Annotated in this window: 17 protein-coding genes; 13 read left to right on the top strand and 4 right to left on the bottom strand. The window is 42.4% G+C overall.

Annotation, left to right across the window (positions count from 1 at the left end; all coding sequences use genetic code 11):
• Nucleotides 1–196: 196 nt before the first annotated feature.
• The 4 genes from K8B83_RS01715 (at nt 197) to K8B83_RS01700 (ending at nt 3,623) form a co-directional block, all read left to right on the top strand.
• Nucleotides 197–631: a rhodanese-like domain-containing protein gene (locus K8B83_RS01715; protein ID WP_188740866.1), complete on the top strand. Its 435-nt coding sequence runs from the start codon at nt 197–199 to the stop codon at nt 629–631.
• A gap of 199 nt (nt 632–830) precedes the next feature.
• Nucleotides 831–1,304, top strand: coding sequence for a protein-export chaperone SecB (secB, locus tag K8B83_RS01710; RefSeq protein WP_188740867.1), 474 nt, complete (start codon nt 831–833; stop codon nt 1,302–1,304).
• Between the two features lie 3 nt (nt 1,305–1,307).
• Nucleotides 1,308–2,324, top strand: coding sequence for an NAD(P)H-dependent glycerol-3-phosphate dehydrogenase (gene gpsA, locus K8B83_RS01705; RefSeq protein WP_188740868.1), 1,017 nt, complete (start codon nt 1,308–1,310; stop codon nt 2,322–2,324).
• Between the two features lie 117 nt (nt 2,325–2,441).
• Nucleotides 2,442–3,623 (top strand): BaiN/RdsA family NAD(P)/FAD-dependent oxidoreductase, encoded by a 1,182-nt coding sequence (locus K8B83_RS01700; RefSeq protein WP_188740869.1) that lies wholly within the window; start codon nt 2,442–2,444, stop codon nt 3,621–3,623.
• A 461-nt stretch (nt 3,624–4,084) separates the two neighbouring features.
• On the opposite strand, the gene K8B83_RS01695 is transcribed toward K8B83_RS01700, so the two are convergent.
• A complete protein-coding gene (locus tag K8B83_RS01695; protein ID WP_188738962.1) occupies nt 4,085–5,146 on the bottom strand; it encodes a nucleotidyl transferase AbiEii/AbiGii toxin family protein in 1,062 nt (353 codons plus the stop codon).
• Nucleotides 5,143–5,766: a DUF6088 family protein gene (locus tag K8B83_RS01690; protein ID WP_223419050.1), complete on the bottom strand. Its 624-nt coding sequence runs from the start codon at nt 5,764–5,766 to the stop codon at nt 5,143–5,145. The genes K8B83_RS01695 and K8B83_RS01690 overlap by 4 nt, the downstream gene beginning before the upstream one ends.
• Before the next feature lie 125 nt (nt 5,767–5,891).
• On the opposite strand from K8B83_RS01690, the gene K8B83_RS01685 reads away from it, so the two are divergent.
• Entirely contained in the window at nt 5,892–8,234 is a 2,343-nt protein-coding gene (locus K8B83_RS01685; protein ID WP_223419048.1) for a TOTE conflict system archaeo-eukaryotic primase domain-containing protein, read from the top strand.
• Between the two features lie 388 nt (nt 8,235–8,622).
• On the opposite strand, the gene K8B83_RS01680 is transcribed toward K8B83_RS01685, so the two are convergent.
• A complete protein-coding gene (locus K8B83_RS01680) occupies nt 8,623–9,030 on the bottom strand; it encodes a MarR family winged helix-turn-helix transcriptional regulator (protein ID WP_188738965.1) in 408 nt (135 codons plus the stop codon).
• 7 nt (nt 9,031–9,037) lie between these two features.
• A complete protein-coding gene (locus K8B83_RS01675) occupies nt 9,038–10,093 on the bottom strand; it encodes a cation diffusion facilitator family transporter (protein WP_223419046.1) in 1,056 nt (351 codons plus the stop codon).
• A gap of 264 nt (nt 10,094–10,357) precedes the next feature.
• Here K8B83_RS01675 and K8B83_RS01670 point away from each other — a divergent pair, with 264 nt between their 5' ends.
• From K8B83_RS01670 to K8B83_RS01635, 8 genes are all read left to right on the top strand, one after another.
• Nucleotides 10,358–11,221, top strand: a complete 864-nt coding sequence (locus K8B83_RS01670; protein ID WP_188738967.1) for an alpha/beta hydrolase family protein — start codon at nt 10,358–10,360, stop codon at nt 11,219–11,221.
• Nucleotides 11,222–11,349: 128 nt separating this feature from the next.
• The gene (locus K8B83_RS01665) at nt 11,350–12,171 is read left to right on the top strand and encodes a metalloregulator ArsR/SmtB family transcription factor (protein WP_223419044.1); all 822 of its coding nucleotides are present in this window, start codon (nt 11,350–11,352) and stop codon (nt 12,169–12,171) included.
• Between the two features lie 38 nt (nt 12,172–12,209).
• The gene (locus tag K8B83_RS01660) at nt 12,210–12,716 is read left to right on the top strand and encodes a phosphatase domain-containing protein (RefSeq protein ID WP_223419042.1); all 507 of its coding nucleotides are present in this window, start codon (nt 12,210–12,212) and stop codon (nt 12,714–12,716) included.
• A 58-nt stretch (nt 12,717–12,774) separates the two neighbouring features.
• Entirely contained in the window at nt 12,775–13,785 is a 1,011-nt protein-coding gene (locus tag K8B83_RS01655; RefSeq protein ID WP_223419040.1) for an ArsJ-associated glyceraldehyde-3-phosphate dehydrogenase, read from the top strand.
• 6 nt (nt 13,786–13,791) lie between these two features.
• Nucleotides 13,792–15,003, top strand: a complete 1,212-nt coding sequence (gene arsJ, locus K8B83_RS01650) for an organoarsenical effux MFS transporter ArsJ (RefSeq protein WP_223419038.1) — start codon at nt 13,792–13,794, stop codon at nt 15,001–15,003.
• A 332-nt stretch (nt 15,004–15,335) separates the two neighbouring features.
• Nucleotides 15,336–15,509: a DUF1328 domain-containing protein gene (locus K8B83_RS01645; protein ID WP_223419036.1), complete on the top strand. Its 174-nt coding sequence runs from the start codon at nt 15,336–15,338 to the stop codon at nt 15,507–15,509.
• 104 nt (nt 15,510–15,613) lie between these two features.
• Nucleotides 15,614–15,808 (top strand): hypothetical protein, encoded by a 195-nt coding sequence (locus K8B83_RS01640; RefSeq protein WP_188923183.1) that lies wholly within the window; start codon nt 15,614–15,616, stop codon nt 15,806–15,808.
• 68 nt (nt 15,809–15,876) lie between these two features.
• Nucleotides 15,877–17,520 (top strand): diacylglycerol kinase family protein, encoded by a 1,644-nt coding sequence (locus K8B83_RS01635; RefSeq protein ID WP_223419034.1) that lies wholly within the window; start codon nt 15,877–15,879, stop codon nt 17,518–17,520.
• The last annotated feature ends 1,323 nt before the right edge of the window (nt 17,521–18,843 follow it).

Raw genomic sequence — 18,843 nt, 5'->3', positions numbered from 1 at the left:
CAATTGTATGAATATTACTACTTATCGATAGCGTGCAAAAGGCATATAGCTTTCAAGATATAACTAAAGCATCCATTAAAGTGGTGCGGCTCACGAATAAACACGTTATTTAGGTGTTTCACTAATGAAAACTACCAAGCAAAACGATATACTCGGTGGCATCTCATCTTAGTCATTTTCAGAGAAATCAGTAATTATGCAAGAGTACATGGAATTTTTTAAAGCTAATCCAATGTTAAGTTTAGCGTGGGTAGGTTTGTTTGTGGCGCTAGTTGTGAGTGTCATTAAATCGGGTACATCAAAAGTTAAAAACGTCGGTAATCAAGAATTAACCATGATGGTTAACAAGCAAGATGCCAAAGTGATTGATGTTCGCGGCAAAGAAGAATTTAAGAAGGGTCATATAGTCGATGCTGTAAACGTGACCTTGTCAGAAATTAAAAATAATCAAGTCACAAGCCTTGAAAAGTACAAAAACAGCCCCATTATAATGGTATGTAACTCAGGTATGACATCGTCACAAGCAGCTCAACTCCTTATTAAACAAGGTTTTGAAAACGTGTTTAACCTAAAAGGTGGCATGGGCGAATGGCAGGGTGCAAATTTACCCGTAGTTAAAAGTAAGCGTTAAATGCGTTACTAAATATACACAGTGTTAACGAATTGGGAATGCGCTAACACTGTTTATCAACAAGATTTTGTTGAGGTTTTAGCAAAATCAACTTTACGGGATAGCACTAACGATAGGTCAATCGATAGATTATTAGTTGCGAAAGCCCAACACAATTAGCTGCAAAGAAAAGCTAAATAACACATATAGGTAGGAAATTATGGCTGAAGTCGCAAACAACGAAGCACAAGCACCACAGTTCAACATTCAGCGTATTTATACAAAGGATTTGTCTTTTGAAACGCCAAACAGCCCTGCTGTTTTCCAAAAAGAATGGAACCCAGAAGTAAAATTAGATCTTGATACTCGTAGCAACAAGCTAACTGACGACACATTTGAAGTGATTTTATCACTCACTGTTACCGCTAAAAATGGCGAAGAAACAGCATTCTTATGTGAAGTTCAACAAGCTGGTATCTTCTCTATCTCTGGTTTAACTGAGCCACAACTTGCTCATTCTTTAGGTGCATACTGCCCTAACGTGTTGTTTCCATACGCACGTGAATTAGTGAGCAACTTAGTAGGCCGCGGTACGTTCCCGCAATTAAACTTAGCGCCAGTAAACTTTGACGCGCTATTTGCTCAGTATGTTCAACAGCGCCAAGCTGCTGCAACTGAAGAAGCTACAGCATAATTTATGAGTAGCACTGCCGAAATTACGGTATTAGGGGCGGGGTCTTATGGCACCGCCCTTGCTATTTCTTTGGCGAGCAACGGCCATAAGACTTTACTTTGGGGGCACGATCCTCAAAGCATGAAAGTGTTGGCAGATAATCGTTGTAACGAACGGTTTTTACCGGGAATTTCGTTTCCGGATTGTTTGGCAATCGAACCAGATTTAGGCAAAGCACTTGCCGCCAGTAAAAATATTTTAGTGGTAGTGCCCAGCCATGTTTTTGGTGATGTGCTCAAGCAGGCCAAACCGTTATTGCGCGACGACGCTCGTATTGTGTGGGCCACCAAAGGGCTAGAGCCTGAAACCGGCCGCTTATTACAAGACGTTGCACGTGAACAGTTAGGTGAGCAATACCCATTAGCGGTCTTGTCTGGACCTACTTTTGCTAAAGAATTAGCCGCGGGTTTACCTACTGCCATTTCGGTTGCAGGTACTTGTCCTCAGTTTACTCACGACCTAGTCGAGTTGCTCCACAGCCCAAAACGATTGCGAGTTTATGCCAACGACGACTTTACTGGTTTACAGTTAGGCGGCGCCGTTAAAAACGTGATTGCCATTGGTGCAGGTATGTCTGATGGTATCGGCTTTGGTGCCAATGCGCGTACGGCATTAATTACCCGTGGACTTGTTGAGTTGAGCCGCTTAGGTGAAGCACTAGGCGCTGATGCCTCAACTTTTATCGGTATGGCCGGTTTAGGTGATTTAGTACTAACATGTACCGACAATCAGTCGCGTAATCGCCGATTTGGTTTGGCATTAGGCCAAGGCAAAGACGTGATCACCGCACAAGAAGAAATTGGCCAAGTGGTTGAAGGTTATCGTAATACCAAAGAAGTGTTCACTTTAGCCAAACGTCTAGGGGTAGAAATGCCCATCACTGAGCAAATCTATCAAGTGCTATACCAGGGTAAAGCCCCCGTTGAGGCAGCAAAAGAGCTACTCAGTCGTGACAAAAAGTCTGAGACACTCAAGAAATAGTGCGCCTAAAGGGTAAAGTAAACTGTGAATACATAATCAAAAGGATGCTAAAATAGCATCCTTTTTTGCATGTATTCTTAAAGATAATTGAGTCACTTAATTTGTGTGGAGTAAAGCGTGAAACATCATGACGTAATCATCATCGGCGCCGGCGCGGCAGGGTTAATGTGTGCTGCAACCGCGGGCTATCGAGGTCGTGATGTATTAGTGCTAGATAACGCAAAACAGGCAGGTCGCAAAATTTTGATCAGCGGTGGTGGGCGTTGTAACTTCACCAATCAAAAAGTCGAACCCCACCAGTTTATTTGCGGCAATCCGCATTTTGTTAAATCGGCGCTAGCACGTTATCGCTCAAGCGATTTTATTGAGTTAGTTGAACGCCATGGGATTGAATATCATGAACGCGATCATGGTCAGTTATTTTGCAACGACTCAGCCAAAGACATCGTTACTATGTTAATGACCGAATGCGAGTGGGCAGGGGTTAAGATTAAGCTGCGTACAGAGATTTTGTCAGTAAATAAAACCGACAACGGCTTTTTGTTAACCACCAGTAATGGCGAGCTAAGCTGCCAGTCTTTAGTGGTGGCGACAGGCGGTTTATCCATGCCTAAACTTGGTGCCACACCTTATGGTTATAAACTCGCAGAGCAATTTGGTTTAACCGTATTACCGACCAGTGCCGGTTTAGTGCCTTTTACTTGGCATGCTGATCAAAAGGTGCGGTTTGAAGCATTATCGGGTATCGCTGTGCCTGCAACTATCACCGCACAAGATGGCACGCAATTTAGCGAAGCATTATTGTTTACCCATCGCGGTTTATCTGGCCCAGCAGTACTGCAAATTTCAAACTATTGGCAAGCTGGTGAAGCCATTTCAATCAATCTACTTCCAGGTGAAAATGCGCTAGAAAAAATTGAACTTGCGCTTAAAAACCACCCTAAACAAAGCCTTCGCAACACCCTAAGCCATTGGTTACCTAAACGTTTAGTTGAAGCCTTATTTGAAGAAACACAATTGGATAAAGCCTTAAACCAACTCGGCCACGGCGAGCGTGAACAACTCGCTGCAAGTTTAAATAACTGGTCAATTATCATGAATGGCACCGAAGGTTATCGCACCGCAGAAGTCACCCTCGGTGGCGTTGATACCAACGAGCTATCGTCTAAAACCATGGAAGCTAAAAACGTTCCTGGATTGTACTTTATTGGTGAGGTAATGGATGTAAGTGGTTGGTTAGGTGGGTTTAATTTTCAATGGGCCTGGTCATCTGGCGTTGCAGCAGGCCAAGCGGTTTAGTTGTTTTTGTGGAATTAAACGAAGACAATCTTTTTGTGAAAACGGCTTAAAAATAATCTAGGTGATTGATTGTTAAGCTTAAAAGATTGTCTTCGTTTTTGTCCGGTTTTAGTTAGAACATTTAGGTAGGAGAATCCGCTTAAATAAGGCTAACTCATAAGTCATCATTTTCGGTTTCTCACATTGATTAGATATTTTAATCTAGTTGTATTTAGTTACATACTAAAAAGGTGGGCAATTGCTTCACTGTTATGTGTTGTTCTCAGGGAAATTTTAACAGCAAAAAAGATATCGAGTTCTACTGAGCATAAGCTAGCTTTGAAACGGATTGAGTAATTGTGGAATGCAGAACCAGATACAGAGTTGGGAAATGAGCGAGATGAGTTAGTTGAAATTGTTTGTCAGTATGAAGAACAATTTTTGAGTTCGTTGTGTGAGTGCTCTAAATTCTATGCGGCCTTCTATCCCAGCGATTTGATATGTTCATTGAATTCTTTTTGTGTTGCTTCAAGCCTTGTAAGTATTGTGTTGAATGGATCTGGTGTGGTAAAAAACATGCCTCCAGTAACAGCCTTTGCATGGTCTTTTACAATACCTTCTAGCCTAGACTTTTCTGGTATCAGTCTTAACTCGCCTTTAAGGATCTCTTCGTAATTAACCCCAGGGCTGGCCCAGCGGTGCTTTTTCATTTCGATGACAGCTAACATAGCCTCTGACGTATTGAAAGGGTCGGCAAACTTCATCTTTAGAAGACAATCGACATCGTACCAATGTCGAGCAAGCCTATCTGGATTTGGGTCTTTTTCTTGGGTTGTAAATTGGTGTAATGCTGTTAATTTCTCCCAGAGAATAAAATCGCTCTGATATGCCATTACGCTAGCTTTCGGTAATGCTAAAGATGTGAAATCAGGAATACTATCCATATAGCAATCAATATCGATGATTTCAGTTGGCTTGCCTCTGTTTCTGCCGCCAAATTCCAATAATATATGATCAAGTTGATAGTCATGTGTGCTATGGGTTACGCGGGGGAAATAAATATCAATTTTCTCACCATGTGAATCAGGCTCAAGTTGTGCAGACAGACCTTCTATGTTGTACTGCATAAGCTTATGATTAAGCTTTTCAACTAAATCGTTGCTCCACTGCACAAGACGCTTCTGCTGTGCATCCCTAAACCTCTTATTTTGACTATTACTTTGAATGCTCTTTTCCCATGCAGTAAGCTCATCAGCTTCTGACAATCCTGACAGATCGGCCCAATGGATAGATAAATCAATGTCTTCGGAAAAGCGCTCAATAGCACCCCAGCATTTACTTAATGCTGTTCCACCTTTAAATGCTACCGAGCAGTCGCCGAGTAACTTTTCGTCATATAGTAGGCGGAGAATTTCAGTAACCCAGACGTCTTTCTCCAAAAAGTTAGCAACTAAACCGTGCTTATGCTGTTGGGCGGCATATGAAAACATGGCCGCGAGTTCTTCATGTTTAGATTTATTAGCGTAAAGGTCAAAAATGCTCATGATTGAAGACTGTTTTCTAACTGATTTAGTTTAGATTTCCACATTACTAATGCCGAACTATTACTCAATTTTCGGATCATCTTAACAGCTTCTTTTTCTTGTAAATTTAAGCGTTTGATAGCCATAAGCAGGGTTGATACAGGAGTATGTTCAGGCGAAAGTGAAAGTAACCCTCTAAATAAGGTTCCCTCTGGTTTGTTTATCCACTGCAACTTGGTTTCTGTTGTGTGTTTTACTTGAACGGTTTCATTGCCGACGTGAAACTCACGGGATGGCCCTGTCGTCCAATATACCGTTTTAACAGGTGCTTGGGTTTGCATACCTAGTCGATAAGCAGCTTCTAGCCCTTGAGGGGTTATTTTATATTTGTGATTCCGCGCCCATGTTTGAGCGACGTCTTCAGCTTTTGCTGTTATTTTTATCGAGGGGATACTGGGTAAGGGTTTTGGACGGGAGTATATCCCTTTTGCTACACGAGCAACTTTCCCCTCTTTGGTTAATCGGCTCATCGCCTTTTGAACAGATGTCGTTGTGCCTAGAGAATAAAAACTCTCTATGGAAAATGGGACACCTCGTTTCATTCGAGATAATCTATTGGCAACTAACGTTGAAACTGACAAATTTAACCTGATTCTGACGAGTTGGTGTTTATGTGGTTTTATTATAACCTAGATTATATAGCGTTTGTAGCTATATTTATGTCAGGACTAAGCTGATTACCCTGAGGTTATTGATGGAGAGCTTTATGTCGTCAGATATAGAACTAAGAGCAATAGAAGCAAAATTGAGTGAGTTGGAAAATGAGCGGAAGATTTTACTGGCTAGACGTTCTGCATTACTTGACTCTAACCTTGCCGTATTGCGCTTAAGTTCTTCTCAGAAGATAGAGATCTATATGAAGCTGTTTCGTGGTCGGCAGGATATTTATGCTAATCGCTGGCAGAATAAGCAAGGACGTAGCGGATATTCAGTTAGTTGCCATAATGAGTGGCAACAAGGTAAATGCAATAAACCTAAGGTTAAGTGCACGGAATGTGAAAACCAAGCGTTTAAGATTTTGGACCAACAAGCTATATACGATCATCTCGCAGGCAGTCACATTTTAGGTCTATACCCACTTTTGGAAGATAACCGTTGTTGGTTGTTAGCGGCAGACTTTGATAAGTCAGATTGGCAAGAGGCAGTGTCGGCCTTTAGACGTGCTTGTCGAGAGCTAAAAATTCCTTTCAGCGTAGAACGTTCGCGCTCCGGTAATGGAGCCCATATCTGGGTGTTTTTTGAGTCTCCAGTATTAGCTAAAGAAGCCAGGCTGTTAGGTTTTATCTTGCTCGATAAAGCAATGGAGTTTCATGCTGGTTTGTCATTTGAGTCTTATGACCGACTGTTTCCTAATCAGGATATTTTACCTATTGGTGGATTTGGTAATTTAATAGCACTTCCTTTGCAGCATGCGCCTCGACAGCAAGGTAATAGCGTATTTATTGACGAAGGGTTTCAGCCTTATTTTGATCAATGGGCCTATTTGGCATCGACTAAGAAGTTAACTAGCCAACAATTGGGCTTGATTATTAGTAACAATCAAGGTGTAAAGCACGATTCCGACAGAGAGCCTTGGGCACTGAACTTTGTTAGAGAATGTGAGGTCATAAAGGATTGTCCAACCAAATTAATATTAGTTTTTGCAAATCGAATTTACCTGAATATTGCAGCATCGCCACAGTCTTTATTAGCAAGGCTTAAGCGGGTTGCTAGTTTTTCTAACCCAGTCTTTTTTAAGACTCAGGCGTTAAGATTTTCAACCATAGGGATCCCGCGCTTTATTTGTCTAGCTGAAGTTGATAAAGGTTACTTATCATTACCGCGTGGTTGCTTTGATGAGGTATCCCGCTTGCTTGAAGACAATAGAATTGCAATTGAGTTAGATGATAAGCGTAAACCGGGGGCTCGTTTAAATGGGCTAATGTTTAAAGGAGAATTGAGGAAAGACCAAAAGAAAGCAGTCGCTGAATTGGCACAGCATAATACCGGCGTGTTACATGCTCCTACGGCATTTGGAAAAACAGTTGTTGCGATTGGCCTGATCTATCATCGTAAAGTTAATACTCTGATTTTGGTTCATAGTCGCCATTTGTTAGACCAATGGAAAGAACGTTTAACTGCATTTCTTGATGGCTGTGATGTAGGCTTAATCGGTGGTGGTAAACGAAAGCCGACAGGACAAGTAGATATTGCTACTTATCAAAGCTTAATAAATCGAAAAGATAACAGTGTTGACTCACTTCTGTATGATTATGGGCAAATTATCATTGATGAGTGCCATCATATTTCTGCACCCAACTACGAAAGGTTGTTGAATGAAGTTCATGCAAAATACATCTTAGGGATCACTGCTACTCCACATCGTCAGGATGGTCATCAACCGATAATATTTATGCAAGCAGGGCCAATAAGGCATGTAGTGGCTAATGAAGGTAATAAGTTTATTCAACAGGTTAAACTTACAAAGTTACAATCAGAATTGCCATCAGAACTATTAGGTGAAGATAGTCGTCCACATATAGCAGATGTTTATCGTTGGTTAATGAATGATAAGAAAAGAAATGACTTGATTATCTCTGATGTTCTTACTGTTGTTGCACAACAAAGGCATCCTATAATCTTAACGGAGCGCAGAGAGCATGCAGAGCGTTTAGGCGAATTATTGTTACATAAAGGGATTAGCGTTACGCTTCTGCGAGGTGCAATGAGTGCTAAAGAAAACAGTTTGGCAATGGCAAGGATAGATGACTCTCAGGTAATCGTGGCAACAGGAAAATATATTGGTGAAGGGTTTGATTTGCCAAAATTAGATACTTTATTTCTTGTATTACCTATTTCTTGGAAAGGTTCACTTGTTCAATATGTCGGTCGAATACAAAGGCAGTTTGCAGGTAAAGATAAGGTAGAAGTGTTTGACTATCTTGACTCTGCTTTACCTATGCTGCACAGAATGTATCAAAAGAGAGCTAAAGGTTATACTGCTTTGGGGTATAGCATTACCGAGAAAAGTGGTGAGTTACTTCAGGCAAAACTACTTTTAGATTTATAGGCTGGAATGTAAGCTGTAAGCATCATAATTTAAGAATATGCAGGTAAATATTTCAATCATCTCGAGTTTGTTAACGTTTCACTTTGTAAATCACTAAAACAACAAACATGTGTTAATTGTCATTATTAACAGTTACTTATGATTGTCTTCGTTTTAATTCCATTAAACGAGGAAAAATGCTAACAGTACAATGCGGGTTGTAGGCTAACTTTGTCTTCGTTGTAATTCCACGCTTACAACGATGTAAGCGTGGAATTACAACGAAGACAATCTTTTTGGGAAAACGGCTTAAAAATAATCTAGGTGATTGATTGTTAAGCTTAAAAGATAGTCTTCGTTTATCAGTCTGCAATCACCTTTACATTGATCAGTAATTAACACGTTAGGTTCAAAACTCGCGGTTCATTTTTTCAAAGCTTTGGGTGAGCACTTTGATTGACTCTGGGTCTAAATGGCGGGTGATGTCTTGTGTTAGTTGTAAATGCATGCGGTTATGGTGCTTGTGCAGCGCGGTGCCTTCACTGGTTAATTCGACCAATATTGAGCGGCGGTCGACTTCGTGCGGAGTGCGTGCGATAAGACCAAATTGCACTAACTTTTCTACCTGCACGGTTAATGTGCCGGTGGTAATGCCCAACCTATCCGCTAACTCTTTCATTCGCATTGGGCCGTGCGAGCCCAATACCTCAATGGTATGCACCTGTGCTAACGAGTAACCGGTATCTTTAACGACAGACTGCTCCCAAGAAGACAGTTTGTCGTAAAATTCGATGATCAGGTTATTCAAAGAATGCATAAGAGCCTCAGGCGTAATTCACTTCAATTGTTAAGTGGTTTAGCTTACCAAACTTACTCAGGGATTGTTTAAATGTTTCAGCATTCGTGTCGCTTGTGGTGCAAATGGCAATGGCGGCCGAATAGTGATCTGCGCTTATTCGCCAAATGTGAATATCGGTCACTTTGGTTTGCTCATTTTCAAGTGCGTTAATAATATCTGCTTGATAATGCTTGTCGATGCTTTCATCTAACAAAATTGGGCTTGTTTGTTTCATTAATCCTAATGCCCATTTGGTGATAACGATAGCGCCAACAATCCCCATAATAGGATCTAACCAATACCAACCAAGGTACTTACCAACTAAAAGTGCGCAAATGGCTAACACAGAGGTGAGTGCGTCTGCGAGTACGTGAAAATAGGCTGCTTTGAGATTATGGTCGCTGTGTCCATGGTGGCTATGATCATGAAGGCTGTGATCATGAGTATGGCCGTCATCCTCGTGGTGGTGAGCATGCTCATCGTGGCTATGTAAATGGTGAGCGTGCCCATGGTCGTCATCGTGATGGTGTGCATGGTCATGATGATGGTGGTCGTGATCGTGATGATCGTGACCATGGTGGTGATGTTCATGACCTAAAATAAACATACTCGCCACGTTAACCACTAAACCAATAACCGCGACCATAATAGATTGGTTAAATTGGATATCAACCGGCGACAGTAATCTATGTACTGACTCAACCAACATAATGAGTGCAACAATACCCAAGCCAATCGCACTAGTGTATCCACCAAGTACGCCAACCTTGCCCACACCAAATGAAAACCTGTCACTGTTAGCGTGTTTTCTTGCATAGTGATAAGTAAATAACGTGATACAAAATGCCGCTGCATGAGTGCCCATGTGCCAGCCGTCGGCAAGTAACGCCATAGAGCCGTAAATGGTACCGGCGATCACCTCGATAACCATGGTAATAATGGTTATAACGAGTACATACCAGGTGCGGCGTTCATTTTGTGCATTAACTGAGGTGAAATTATGCTGGTGGGTATACTTATTGGCAAAGGCAAAGTTAGTCATAATTAATTTGTTTGATAATCAAGATATTTGGACTTTATGTTATTTGATTGTCAAAGTAAATAACGATGGTTTACTTTTGTGAGTACCGCGAGACATTAACTCAATAAAGGCAATAGGCTTTAGTGGGTGAGCGTGGCGTGTTTAGATGCATGCTAACGATATAAAAGTGTTCAATAACGCGTTAAAAAGTAATACTAAATCAAGGTTGCCGAGCAAATACATTGTAGGTAATACTGAGTTACGATTAGGATGATGAGGCGGCCAATGAGCAACCCAAATGTAACGGATACAATAATAACTTGCGGTGATGGCGTGCAACTGGCCGCCAGTATTTACATGCCTACCACCTCGTTAAAAGGGGCGGTGATGATGGCGCCTGCAACGGGCATTAAAAGGCAGTTTTATGCTAATTTTGCCAGTTATCTTGCTGACAATGGCTTTGGGGTGATCACTTTTGATAATCGCGGCATTGGGGGCTCCTTGTATGGCCCAATTAAGCGTCATACTGCGTCTTTGCAGTGTTGGGGCGAAAAAGACATGCCTGCCGTGCTTGAGCATTTAAAGTCGCAATTTCCACAAACAAAATATCACTTGCTGGGCCACAGTGCTGGCGGACAGTTAATCGGGTTAATGCCTAATGCAATGGATATTAGTTCAATGTTTAACGTGGCGTGTTCGTCTGGTCAGTTACGTAATATGAGACGGGGATATCAGCTACCCGCGCATTTTTTTATGAATTTTTTTATTCCGTTAAGCAATATCGTGTTTGGCCACACTAAATCTCAGTGGGTTGGAATGGGGCAGCCCTTACCTAAGGCCGTCGCTAAGCAATGGCAGCAATGGTGTAATGGCCAAGGTTATGTCAAAACGGCGTTTGGTAGAACCGTGCACCAGCACTGCTACGATGAACTGACATTGCCGTCCATGTGGGTAAATGCTATTGATGACGACATTGCTAATAATATGAATGTAGCAGACATGATGTCGGTGTTTCCAAAATTGAAAGGCCAAACACTCACGCTTACTCCCAGTGAGCACGGTTTGACTGAAATTGGCCACATGAAGTTTTTTAGCAGTAAATCAAAAATATTATGGCCTCTAGCCTTGAATTGGCTAGACAAACATTAACCTTTAGCACAGCTATTAAGACATTAAGCCTATTCATTAGTTTGGATAGGCTTTTTTTGTATACTAGATTGTATATATGAAAAAATACATATACAATATTTTTAAGAAATCAGCTGAGCTTATTATTTATGAAAAAGAAAAGCGTTTTGTTTTTATGCACAGGGAATTCGGCCCGTTCACAAATGGCTGAAGCGTTATTAAGAAGTAAAGCCGCCGATCAATTTGAGGTATTTAGTGCGGGTACTCAGCCAGAGGAAATCGACGTAAGGGCGATTGAGGCGATACAAAAGTTTGGTGTCGACACCAGTCACCTAGCGTCTAAAAGCGTACAACATTTTGCAGGGCAAAATTTTGACTACGTGATTACGCTCTGCGATAAAGCCAATACCGAATGCCGCAGCTTTCCCGGTGCCGGTAAACAACTTGCCTGGGATTTTCCTGATCCTAAAACACGCAAGGGAAACCATCCTTTCTCTAGTACCTTAACTGAGCTAAACAATCGCTTGTCTATGTTTTTGCTGGTCGAAAATAAAGTATCAGCAACGGCAAAAATTGAAGCGCCAACAGAAGAGCTGCAATCTACTGATGAAGGGCTGGTCGATGTTGATCCCATCGCATTTTATAAATGCTTAACCGACGACATCCGTCTAAAAACCTTAATGTTGACCCACTATCATGGTGAGCTGTGTGTGTGTGAGTTAATGCAAGCGCTGGATGAAGATAGCCAGCCTAAAGTGTCGCGTAACTTAGCCTTACTAAAAAAAGCCAACATTCTTAGCGACCGAAAACATGGTCAGTGGGTGTTTTATCGCATTAACCCAGGCTTGGCTTTGTGGGCCAAGTCGGTGATTGCGCAAACGACCGAAAACAACATTGCCCTCATTTTGCCAAACCTTGAACGCCTAGACAGCATGAAAAATCGCCCAGATAAAGCGAGTTTTTGCCGTTAGATTGGCTACATATTACAACCGACTTTTTGGAGTTAACAATGCAGTTACACCCGTTTGATATTTTGCCTATAGACCCACTTAATGAAAATGGCGCTAAGTTAATTTTTACCCCATGCCCAGGCACCAAAGAGCAAGCCTTAGCTGAGTCGCTCAGCACATTAAAAGCGGCAGGCACGCAAATGCTACTTACCCTGATGTTTGACGAAGAAATGGCGCGTAATGATGTGAGTGATATGGCCGCGCAATGTGCAAAACAGCACATTACCTGGGTGCAATTGCCCATTTTAGATGACGCCGCACCGGGAGATGAATTTGAAGCAAGCTGGCTTAAACATAAAGCGCAAATCTTAGATTTGATGCACAACCAGGGCACCATCGCCGTGCATTGCAAAGGCGGCTCTGGCCGTACAGGGCTAGTAATTGGGCTCATTTTAGCCAGTTTAGGTTGGCCAAAAAACAAGGTTGTTAGTGCTGTGCAAGCACTAAGGCCAAAAGCATTAGCGCACCCAGTACAGCGCGAATATTTTGATGGGTTTACTCTTTGATCTTTTTTATAAAAGACTGCTGGTTAATAAGCCAAATAACACAATGTAGGACAATATTATGACGATTAAAATAGGTATTAACGGCTTTGGCCGCATGGGACGTTTATCAATGCGCGCAGCATTCGATTGGGACGACGTGGAAATTGTGCACATTAACGATCCCGCTGGCGATGCCGCAACGTTAGCCCACTTAATGACTTTCGACTCAGTCCATGGCCGTTGGCATCACGAGGCGACACACCAAGGCGATGCGATTGTAATTAACGGCAAAGCCATTCCATGCACTCAAAACAAAGCCACTCAAGATACTGATTGGTCAAAGTGCGATGTGGTGATTGAAGCGTCGGGAAAAATTAAAACCAAAGCGTTACTGCAAGCTTATTTAGATCAAGGCGTTAAACGTGTGGTGGTCACCGCACCGGTTAAAGAAGAAGGCGTGCTCAATATTGTAATGGGCGTGAACGATGACCTCTATGATAAAGCAATCCACCCGATAGTCACGGCGGCGTCTTGTACCACTAACTGTTTAGCGCCAGTGGTAAAAGTAATCCACGAAAAAATCGGCATTAAACATGGTTCGATGACCACAATCCACGACATCACTAACACTCAAACCATTTTAGATGCACCGCACAAAGACTTACGCCGTGCACGTGCTTGTGGCATTAGCTTAATCCCCACCACAACGGGGTCAGCTACCGCCATTACCCATATTTTCCCTGAGCTTAAGGGCAAGCTTAATGGCCATGCGATACGTGTACCGTTAGCCAATGCTTCAATTACCGACTGCGTATTTGAAGTGGCGCGCGGCACCACAGTAGAAGAAGTGAATCAACTGCTTAAACAAGCCGCAGACACTGAGCTAAAAGGCATTATGGGCTATGAAGAACGCCCGCTTGTATCAGTGGATTATAAAACAGATCCGCGCTCAAGCATTATTGATGCTTTGTCGACCATGGTGGTTAACGACACCCAAGTGAAGCTATACGTGTGGTACGACAATGAGTGGGGATACGCTAACCGCACCGCTGAGCTTGCCCGCAAAGTCGGCCTAGCAGATAAGGAATAACCCAGCATGGGGCTGTTATCACTGAGCGCATTGCCGCCACAAATTAAACAATACCTGATCATTACCGGTAATTATTGGGCGTTTACCTTAACCGACGGCGCATTGCGGATGCTGGTGGTGTTGTACTTTCATCAGCTTGGTTACAGCCCGCTTAACATTGCCATGTTGTTTTTGTTTTATGAAATCTTTGGCGTGGTAACAAATCTAGTTGGCGGCTGGTTAGGTGCAAGGTTAGGGTTAAATAACACCATGAATATTGGTTTAGGGCTGCAAATTGTCGCCCTTGCCATGTTAACCGTGCCAGCGGATATGCTCACTGTTGTGTATGTGATGGCGGCGCAGGCCTTGTCTGGTATCGCCAAAGATCTCAATAAAATGAGTGCCAAAAGCGCGATTAAAATGCTGGTGCCAAGTGATGCTCAGGGTAAGTTGTATCAGTGGGTCGCGATTCTTACAGGGTCTAAAAATGCCTTAAAAGGTGTTGGCTTCTTTTTAGGCGGCTTATTACTGACACTACTTGAGTTTCGCGGCGCGGTGATCGCAATGGCGGCTATGTTGACGCTAGTGTGGCTTATGAGTTTGCTCACTTTAAAAGCCGATTTGGGCAAAGCTAAAAACAAGCCTAAATTTACTGATATGTTTTCAAAAAGCCCGGCGATTAACATGTTGTCGGCGGCGCGGATGTTTTTGTTTGGTGCTCGCGACGTGTGGTTTGTGGTGGCATTGCCTGTGTTTTTAGCGGTTACATTTCAATGGGACCATTGGTGGGTTGGCGGCTTTATGGCTAGCTGGGTCATTGGTTACGGTATTGTGCAATCTTTTGCACCGTATTTTACCGGTAAAAAACAAGGCAAAGTCCCTAGCGGGCAAGCCGCTTTTATGTGGGCGGGTTACTTGTTACTCATTCCTGCTGCGATTGCATTAGCACTGCATTTTGACTTTTATATCCAGCAGTCATTAATCGCCGGTTTATTGTTATTTGGTGCGGTGTTTGCGATTAACTCATCGCTGCATAGTTACCTAATTGTGAGCTATGCCGGTAATGATGGCGTGTCACTCGATGTCGGTTTTTACTACATGGCCAATGCCATGGGACGCTTAATTGGTACGGTGCTTTCGGGTTGGGTATATCAGCAATATGGCCTTGAGGCATGTTTATGGATCTCAAGCGCATTTGTGACAATAGCGGCGGTGATATCCGTTAAATTACCAAGATAAACATGCGTTAAATCATAAATCAACGCCATAAAAAAAATAGGGTTGCCATTGTTGGTAGCCCTTTTTTATATCTGTTTATTGCTTATTAGCTTGGGCCTGAAACTCTTACCGAGTTGTCGGTAAATATTTCCCACTTCGTGGTACTCCGCAGATTGTATCTATTACACTCATAATAATTAAATATATATTAATCAATATATTATGCTTTATTTTCGAAGTTGGCACGATGCTGGCTTTAGTAAATATACCAACAAAGAGAAATATACCATGTACGAATATCGTCTATTTATATTCAGTACATTAAAGACAAACCGTACACCAAGGAGGTTTATATGTTGGGCTGGACATTAATGTTTTTAGTGATAGCCGTTATTGCAGGTTTATTAGGTTTTAGCGGTATTGCGGGTGCAGCAGCGGGGATCGCTAAAGTTATTTTCTTTATTTTTGTGGTGTTGTTGCTAATTTCACTTGTATCGAATGCATTGCGTGGTAAGTCACCTCGATAAATTAATCTAAAAAATAATCACGGCACATTGATTCATTAAGCGTATGTCACGCTAATTGGCACGTTAACCGTAATGAGCTTTTTACCATCATCAGGAGATGAATTATGAAATTATTAAAATTAATCACAATGGCAAGTTTAATGGTACTACTTACAGCGGGCTTATCAGCATGTTCAGATAATAAAGCCGAAAATGCAGGTGAGAAGGTCGATGAGATGATGCAAGATGCGGGTAACGCGGTTGAAGATGCTTGTGAAGATGTAAAAGAAGGCATGAAAGCCGAAGATCCTGACTGTTAATAATATCACGGCACTCAAGCATTAGGCATGAGTGCCGCTTTTGTTATTTCACTTAAGGAGGACAGATTATGCCGACCCAAATCCACATTAAATATTATTACACCCTTGGTACTTTTATCGCATTGTGCCTATGCATCGCATTGCCTTATGTAGTGCTGCAAGTGGTGTTTGGCTGGGTGGCATTGTCATTAGCTTTAGTCAGTTCTGCTTATTGGTTTAATAGCGCAGGGATTTTTCGTAAAAGCCAAGACGGCAGCATTCCTTGGTATATCAGCTGGAGTTTTGTGCCTTTTTTAATGGGCAGTCAAGCGTATAACGCGTGGGCTAGAAAGCACGACAAAGTGCCTGCTATCCAACAAATAGACAAGCAACTGTATTTAGCGTGTCGCTTGTTTCCAAGCGATGTTGAGCAACTTAAACGTGAAAAAATAGGTGCTATTTTAGATGTTACCGCCGAGTTTGACGCACTTGAATGGACCTTGGTCGATGAGAATATCGAGTATTTAAATATTCCGGTGTTAGACCATAGCGTACCCACAGTGGCGCAAGTCAATCAGGCGGTAAACTGGTTACATAATCAAGTTCGCAAAGGCAACAATGTCGTGGTGCACTGTGCCTTAGGCCGAGGTCGCTCAGTGCTTATGTTGGCCGCGTATTTAGTGTGCCGCGATAAACAACGTCAGTTTAGCGATGTGCTTAAAAGCATTAACGAAATTCGCCAAACCGCCAGGTTAAATAAATGGCAGTTAGCTGGCGTTGAAACTATGTATCAACAGCAACAAATTACTATCCATAAGCAAGCCTGGTTAATTGTTAATCCGGTATCGGGCGGTGGTAAGTGGCACAACGAAGCTGCTCATATTAAACAAACCCTTTCGCGTTATTTTCAGCTTAAGGTGTTGTACACCACCAAAGATAAATCGGCAGTGCAATTGGCCGAACAAGCTAAAGCGCAAGGTGCCGATATCATCATTGCTTGCGGCGGCGACGGCACTGTTAACGAGGTCGCCTCGGTGTTGGTTGGCAGCGATATTTATTTAGGCATTATCCCCATGGGCACAACTAATGCGCTAAGTCATACCTTATTTGGTGCTACGAGCAAGTTAATCCCTGTGTCGCAGGCGTTAGCTATTGTAATTCAAGGACATCATCAACGCATTGATACCGCGGTGTGTAACGACAGCATTATGTTGTTGCTGGTGGGCTTAGGGTTTGAGCATAAAATGATCCAAAAAGCCGACCGCGAAACCAAAAATGACATGGGCCAGTTAGCGTATTTAACGGGTTTGTGGGAGGCCATTGATGAAAATCAGTCGTTATCAATCCGCATGCAGCTTGATGATGGTGAAACCCACATTGTCGATACCACCAGTTTAGTGGTTGCTAATGCCGCGCCATTTTCCAGCGTGTTAGCACAGGGTAATGGTGAGCCTATTATTAATGATGGTCTGCTAGACATCACCTGGATTGAGGCAAGTGACACTTCGCCGCAGCAATTACTCAGTATGACCGAGTTATTGTTTGCTGGGTTAACAGGCCGTCGCGATCAACAAGCTGAGAATAGTGCGATTCATCATCAGCAGGCCAAAAAAGTCTATTTAACAACGGATGCTCAGTGTCAGTACGTGATTGATGGTGAGCTGTTTGAGGCTGAAGATATGCGTATTGAGGTGAAACCTAAGTCGTTGTCTGTGATGATTCCACAGGGGTGATTCTTTTTACGGGCTCGAATAGTCTGGCCTAATTAGTATTGAGTCAGCTTAATCTATACCAATGATTCATCGGTATTAATTGCCTGCCGCAGGCTCCGTGCAGATGATTAAGCGAGACGCCGCAAGCACATCCATGTGGGCTTAACCAAAACATCCATGTTTTAGATACTCGCTGACTCATCTGCACCTGTCATTATCTCTCTTCGATTTAGCCTCTTTGTTGTCTGAAGGTAAGCTAAAAGCATAGAATAAAAGTTTTTGGTGTCATGGTTTAAATTGTTGAATTTGTTGTAAATGTTAAACTAGTTTGTGTGGTGGTTCTGCTGGGGTAATTTAACTCTGGCCTGCGGCCATTAAGGTCGTGGCGCTTCGTCCACGACAGGGTGAATAAACGTTAGTTTAACTCAAGTATATCTATATGGTTCGGTTATTTAAATTTGTCGTCCCGGCAATGTTTTTGAGCCGGGATCCAGGTGTTAGCTTTGTACTTATGGCCTGCGGCCACTAACGACGTGGTGCTTCACACATTGCAAAACATATAGCTGTAAGGTTTTATTTGGCTTCAACATGGCATTCACTTACCGACACGCGCTAGTACATCCATGTAGCTCGACCGACCCGTCCATGGGTCGGACGGTCGGCTCGCAAACCACCATGATGAAGCTGTCAATGTTTGTTTTATCAGCAAGTTTTAAAGAATAGTTTAGTGAGGTGCATGCGTTAGCCAGCTCACGTGTTCTTTTATAAAGAGTCTTCAACGACCTCAAGTTCAGGGTTGAATTTAGGCATTTGAAAGCTAAGACCAACTGGTTTTTGGGCAGAAGCTTGTTAGCTACTATCTCATCGCCCCAACTATAACGTCATCCCGGCAATGCTTTTGAGCCGGGATCCAGGTGTTTGTTTTGATTTTACTTATGTCCTGCGGCCACTAACGTTATGAGTTGCTGATGTGTTTTTTATTGCACGCTTGGTGCCATATGTTAAGTTTGGTTTATTTTGGAATAACACCTAGCAAAGGTAAATAGCTTGATGGATGTAGTCATAATTGTTTGTTGTATCGTGCACTTATTGGCATTTGTGAATTTTGAGCTGATATTGAGAAGAGATGCGAAAGGTAAGCATATTGACTTAAAGGACTTTTCATATTTCCAGTTTAGATTTATCGTCAGGCCTCTCATAAATATTCTGATCCTAAAAGCAGCTGTACCTACAGCAGCTATGACAGGCGCGGTTCGCTTGTTTGCTTTAACTCACTACTTAATGATTTGCGTGATTATCGTTTATCAGCTTAAAATTTTGAAGATTATATGATTTATCTAACTC

The sequence above is a fragment of the Shewanella inventionis genome (assembly GCF_019931735.1).
In the GTDB taxonomy this organism is placed as follows: Bacteria; Pseudomonadota; Gammaproteobacteria; order Enterobacterales; family Shewanellaceae; genus Shewanella; species Shewanella inventionis.
The sequence above is the reverse complement of the archived record's forward strand: the minus strand, read 5'-3'. Positions and strand labels throughout refer to the sequence as shown.

Coding starts and splice junctions, on each gene's coding strand:
- K8B83_RS01680 (WP_188738965.1), bottom strand. CDS start 9,030: ATGCATTCTTTGAATAACCTGATCATCGAATTTTACGACAAACTGTCT.
- secB (WP_188740867.1), top strand. CDS start 831: ATGGCTGAAGTCGCAAACAACGAAGCACAAGCACCACAGTTCAACATT.
- K8B83_RS01660 (WP_223419042.1), top strand. CDS start 12,210: ATGCAGTTACACCCGTTTGATATTTTGCCTATAGACCCACTTAATGAA.
- K8B83_RS01655 (WP_223419040.1), top strand. CDS start 12,775: ATGACGATTAAAATAGGTATTAACGGCTTTGGCCGCATGGGACGTTTA.
- K8B83_RS01675 (WP_223419046.1), bottom strand. CDS start 10,093: ATGACTAACTTTGCCTTTGCCAATAAGTATACCCACCAGCATAATTTC.
- K8B83_RS01640 (WP_188923183.1), top strand. CDS start 15,614: ATGAAATTATTAAAATTAATCACAATGGCAAGTTTAATGGTACTACTT.
- K8B83_RS01715 (WP_188740866.1), top strand. CDS start 197: ATGCAAGAGTACATGGAATTTTTTAAAGCTAATCCAATGTTAAGTTTA.
- K8B83_RS01635 (WP_223419034.1), top strand. CDS start 15,877: ATGCCGACCCAAATCCACATTAAATATTATTACACCCTTGGTACTTTT.
- K8B83_RS01695 (WP_188738962.1), bottom strand. CDS start 5,146: ATGAGCATTTTTGACCTTTACGCTAATAAATCTAAACATGAAGAACTC.
- gpsA (WP_188740868.1), top strand. CDS start 1,308: ATGAGTAGCACTGCCGAAATTACGGTATTAGGGGCGGGGTCTTATGGC.
- K8B83_RS01645 (WP_223419036.1), top strand. CDS start 15,336: ATGTTGGGCTGGACATTAATGTTTTTAGTGATAGCCGTTATTGCAGGT.
- K8B83_RS01685 (WP_223419048.1), top strand. CDS start 5,892: ATGTCGTCAGATATAGAACTAAGAGCAATAGAAGCAAAATTGAGTGAG.
- K8B83_RS01670 (WP_188738967.1), top strand. CDS start 10,358: ATGAGCAACCCAAATGTAACGGATACAATAATAACTTGCGGTGATGGC.
- K8B83_RS01665 (WP_223419044.1), top strand. CDS start 11,350: ATGAAAAAGAAAAGCGTTTTGTTTTTATGCACAGGGAATTCGGCCCGT.
- arsJ (WP_223419038.1), top strand. CDS start 13,792: ATGGGGCTGTTATCACTGAGCGCATTGCCGCCACAAATTAAACAATAC.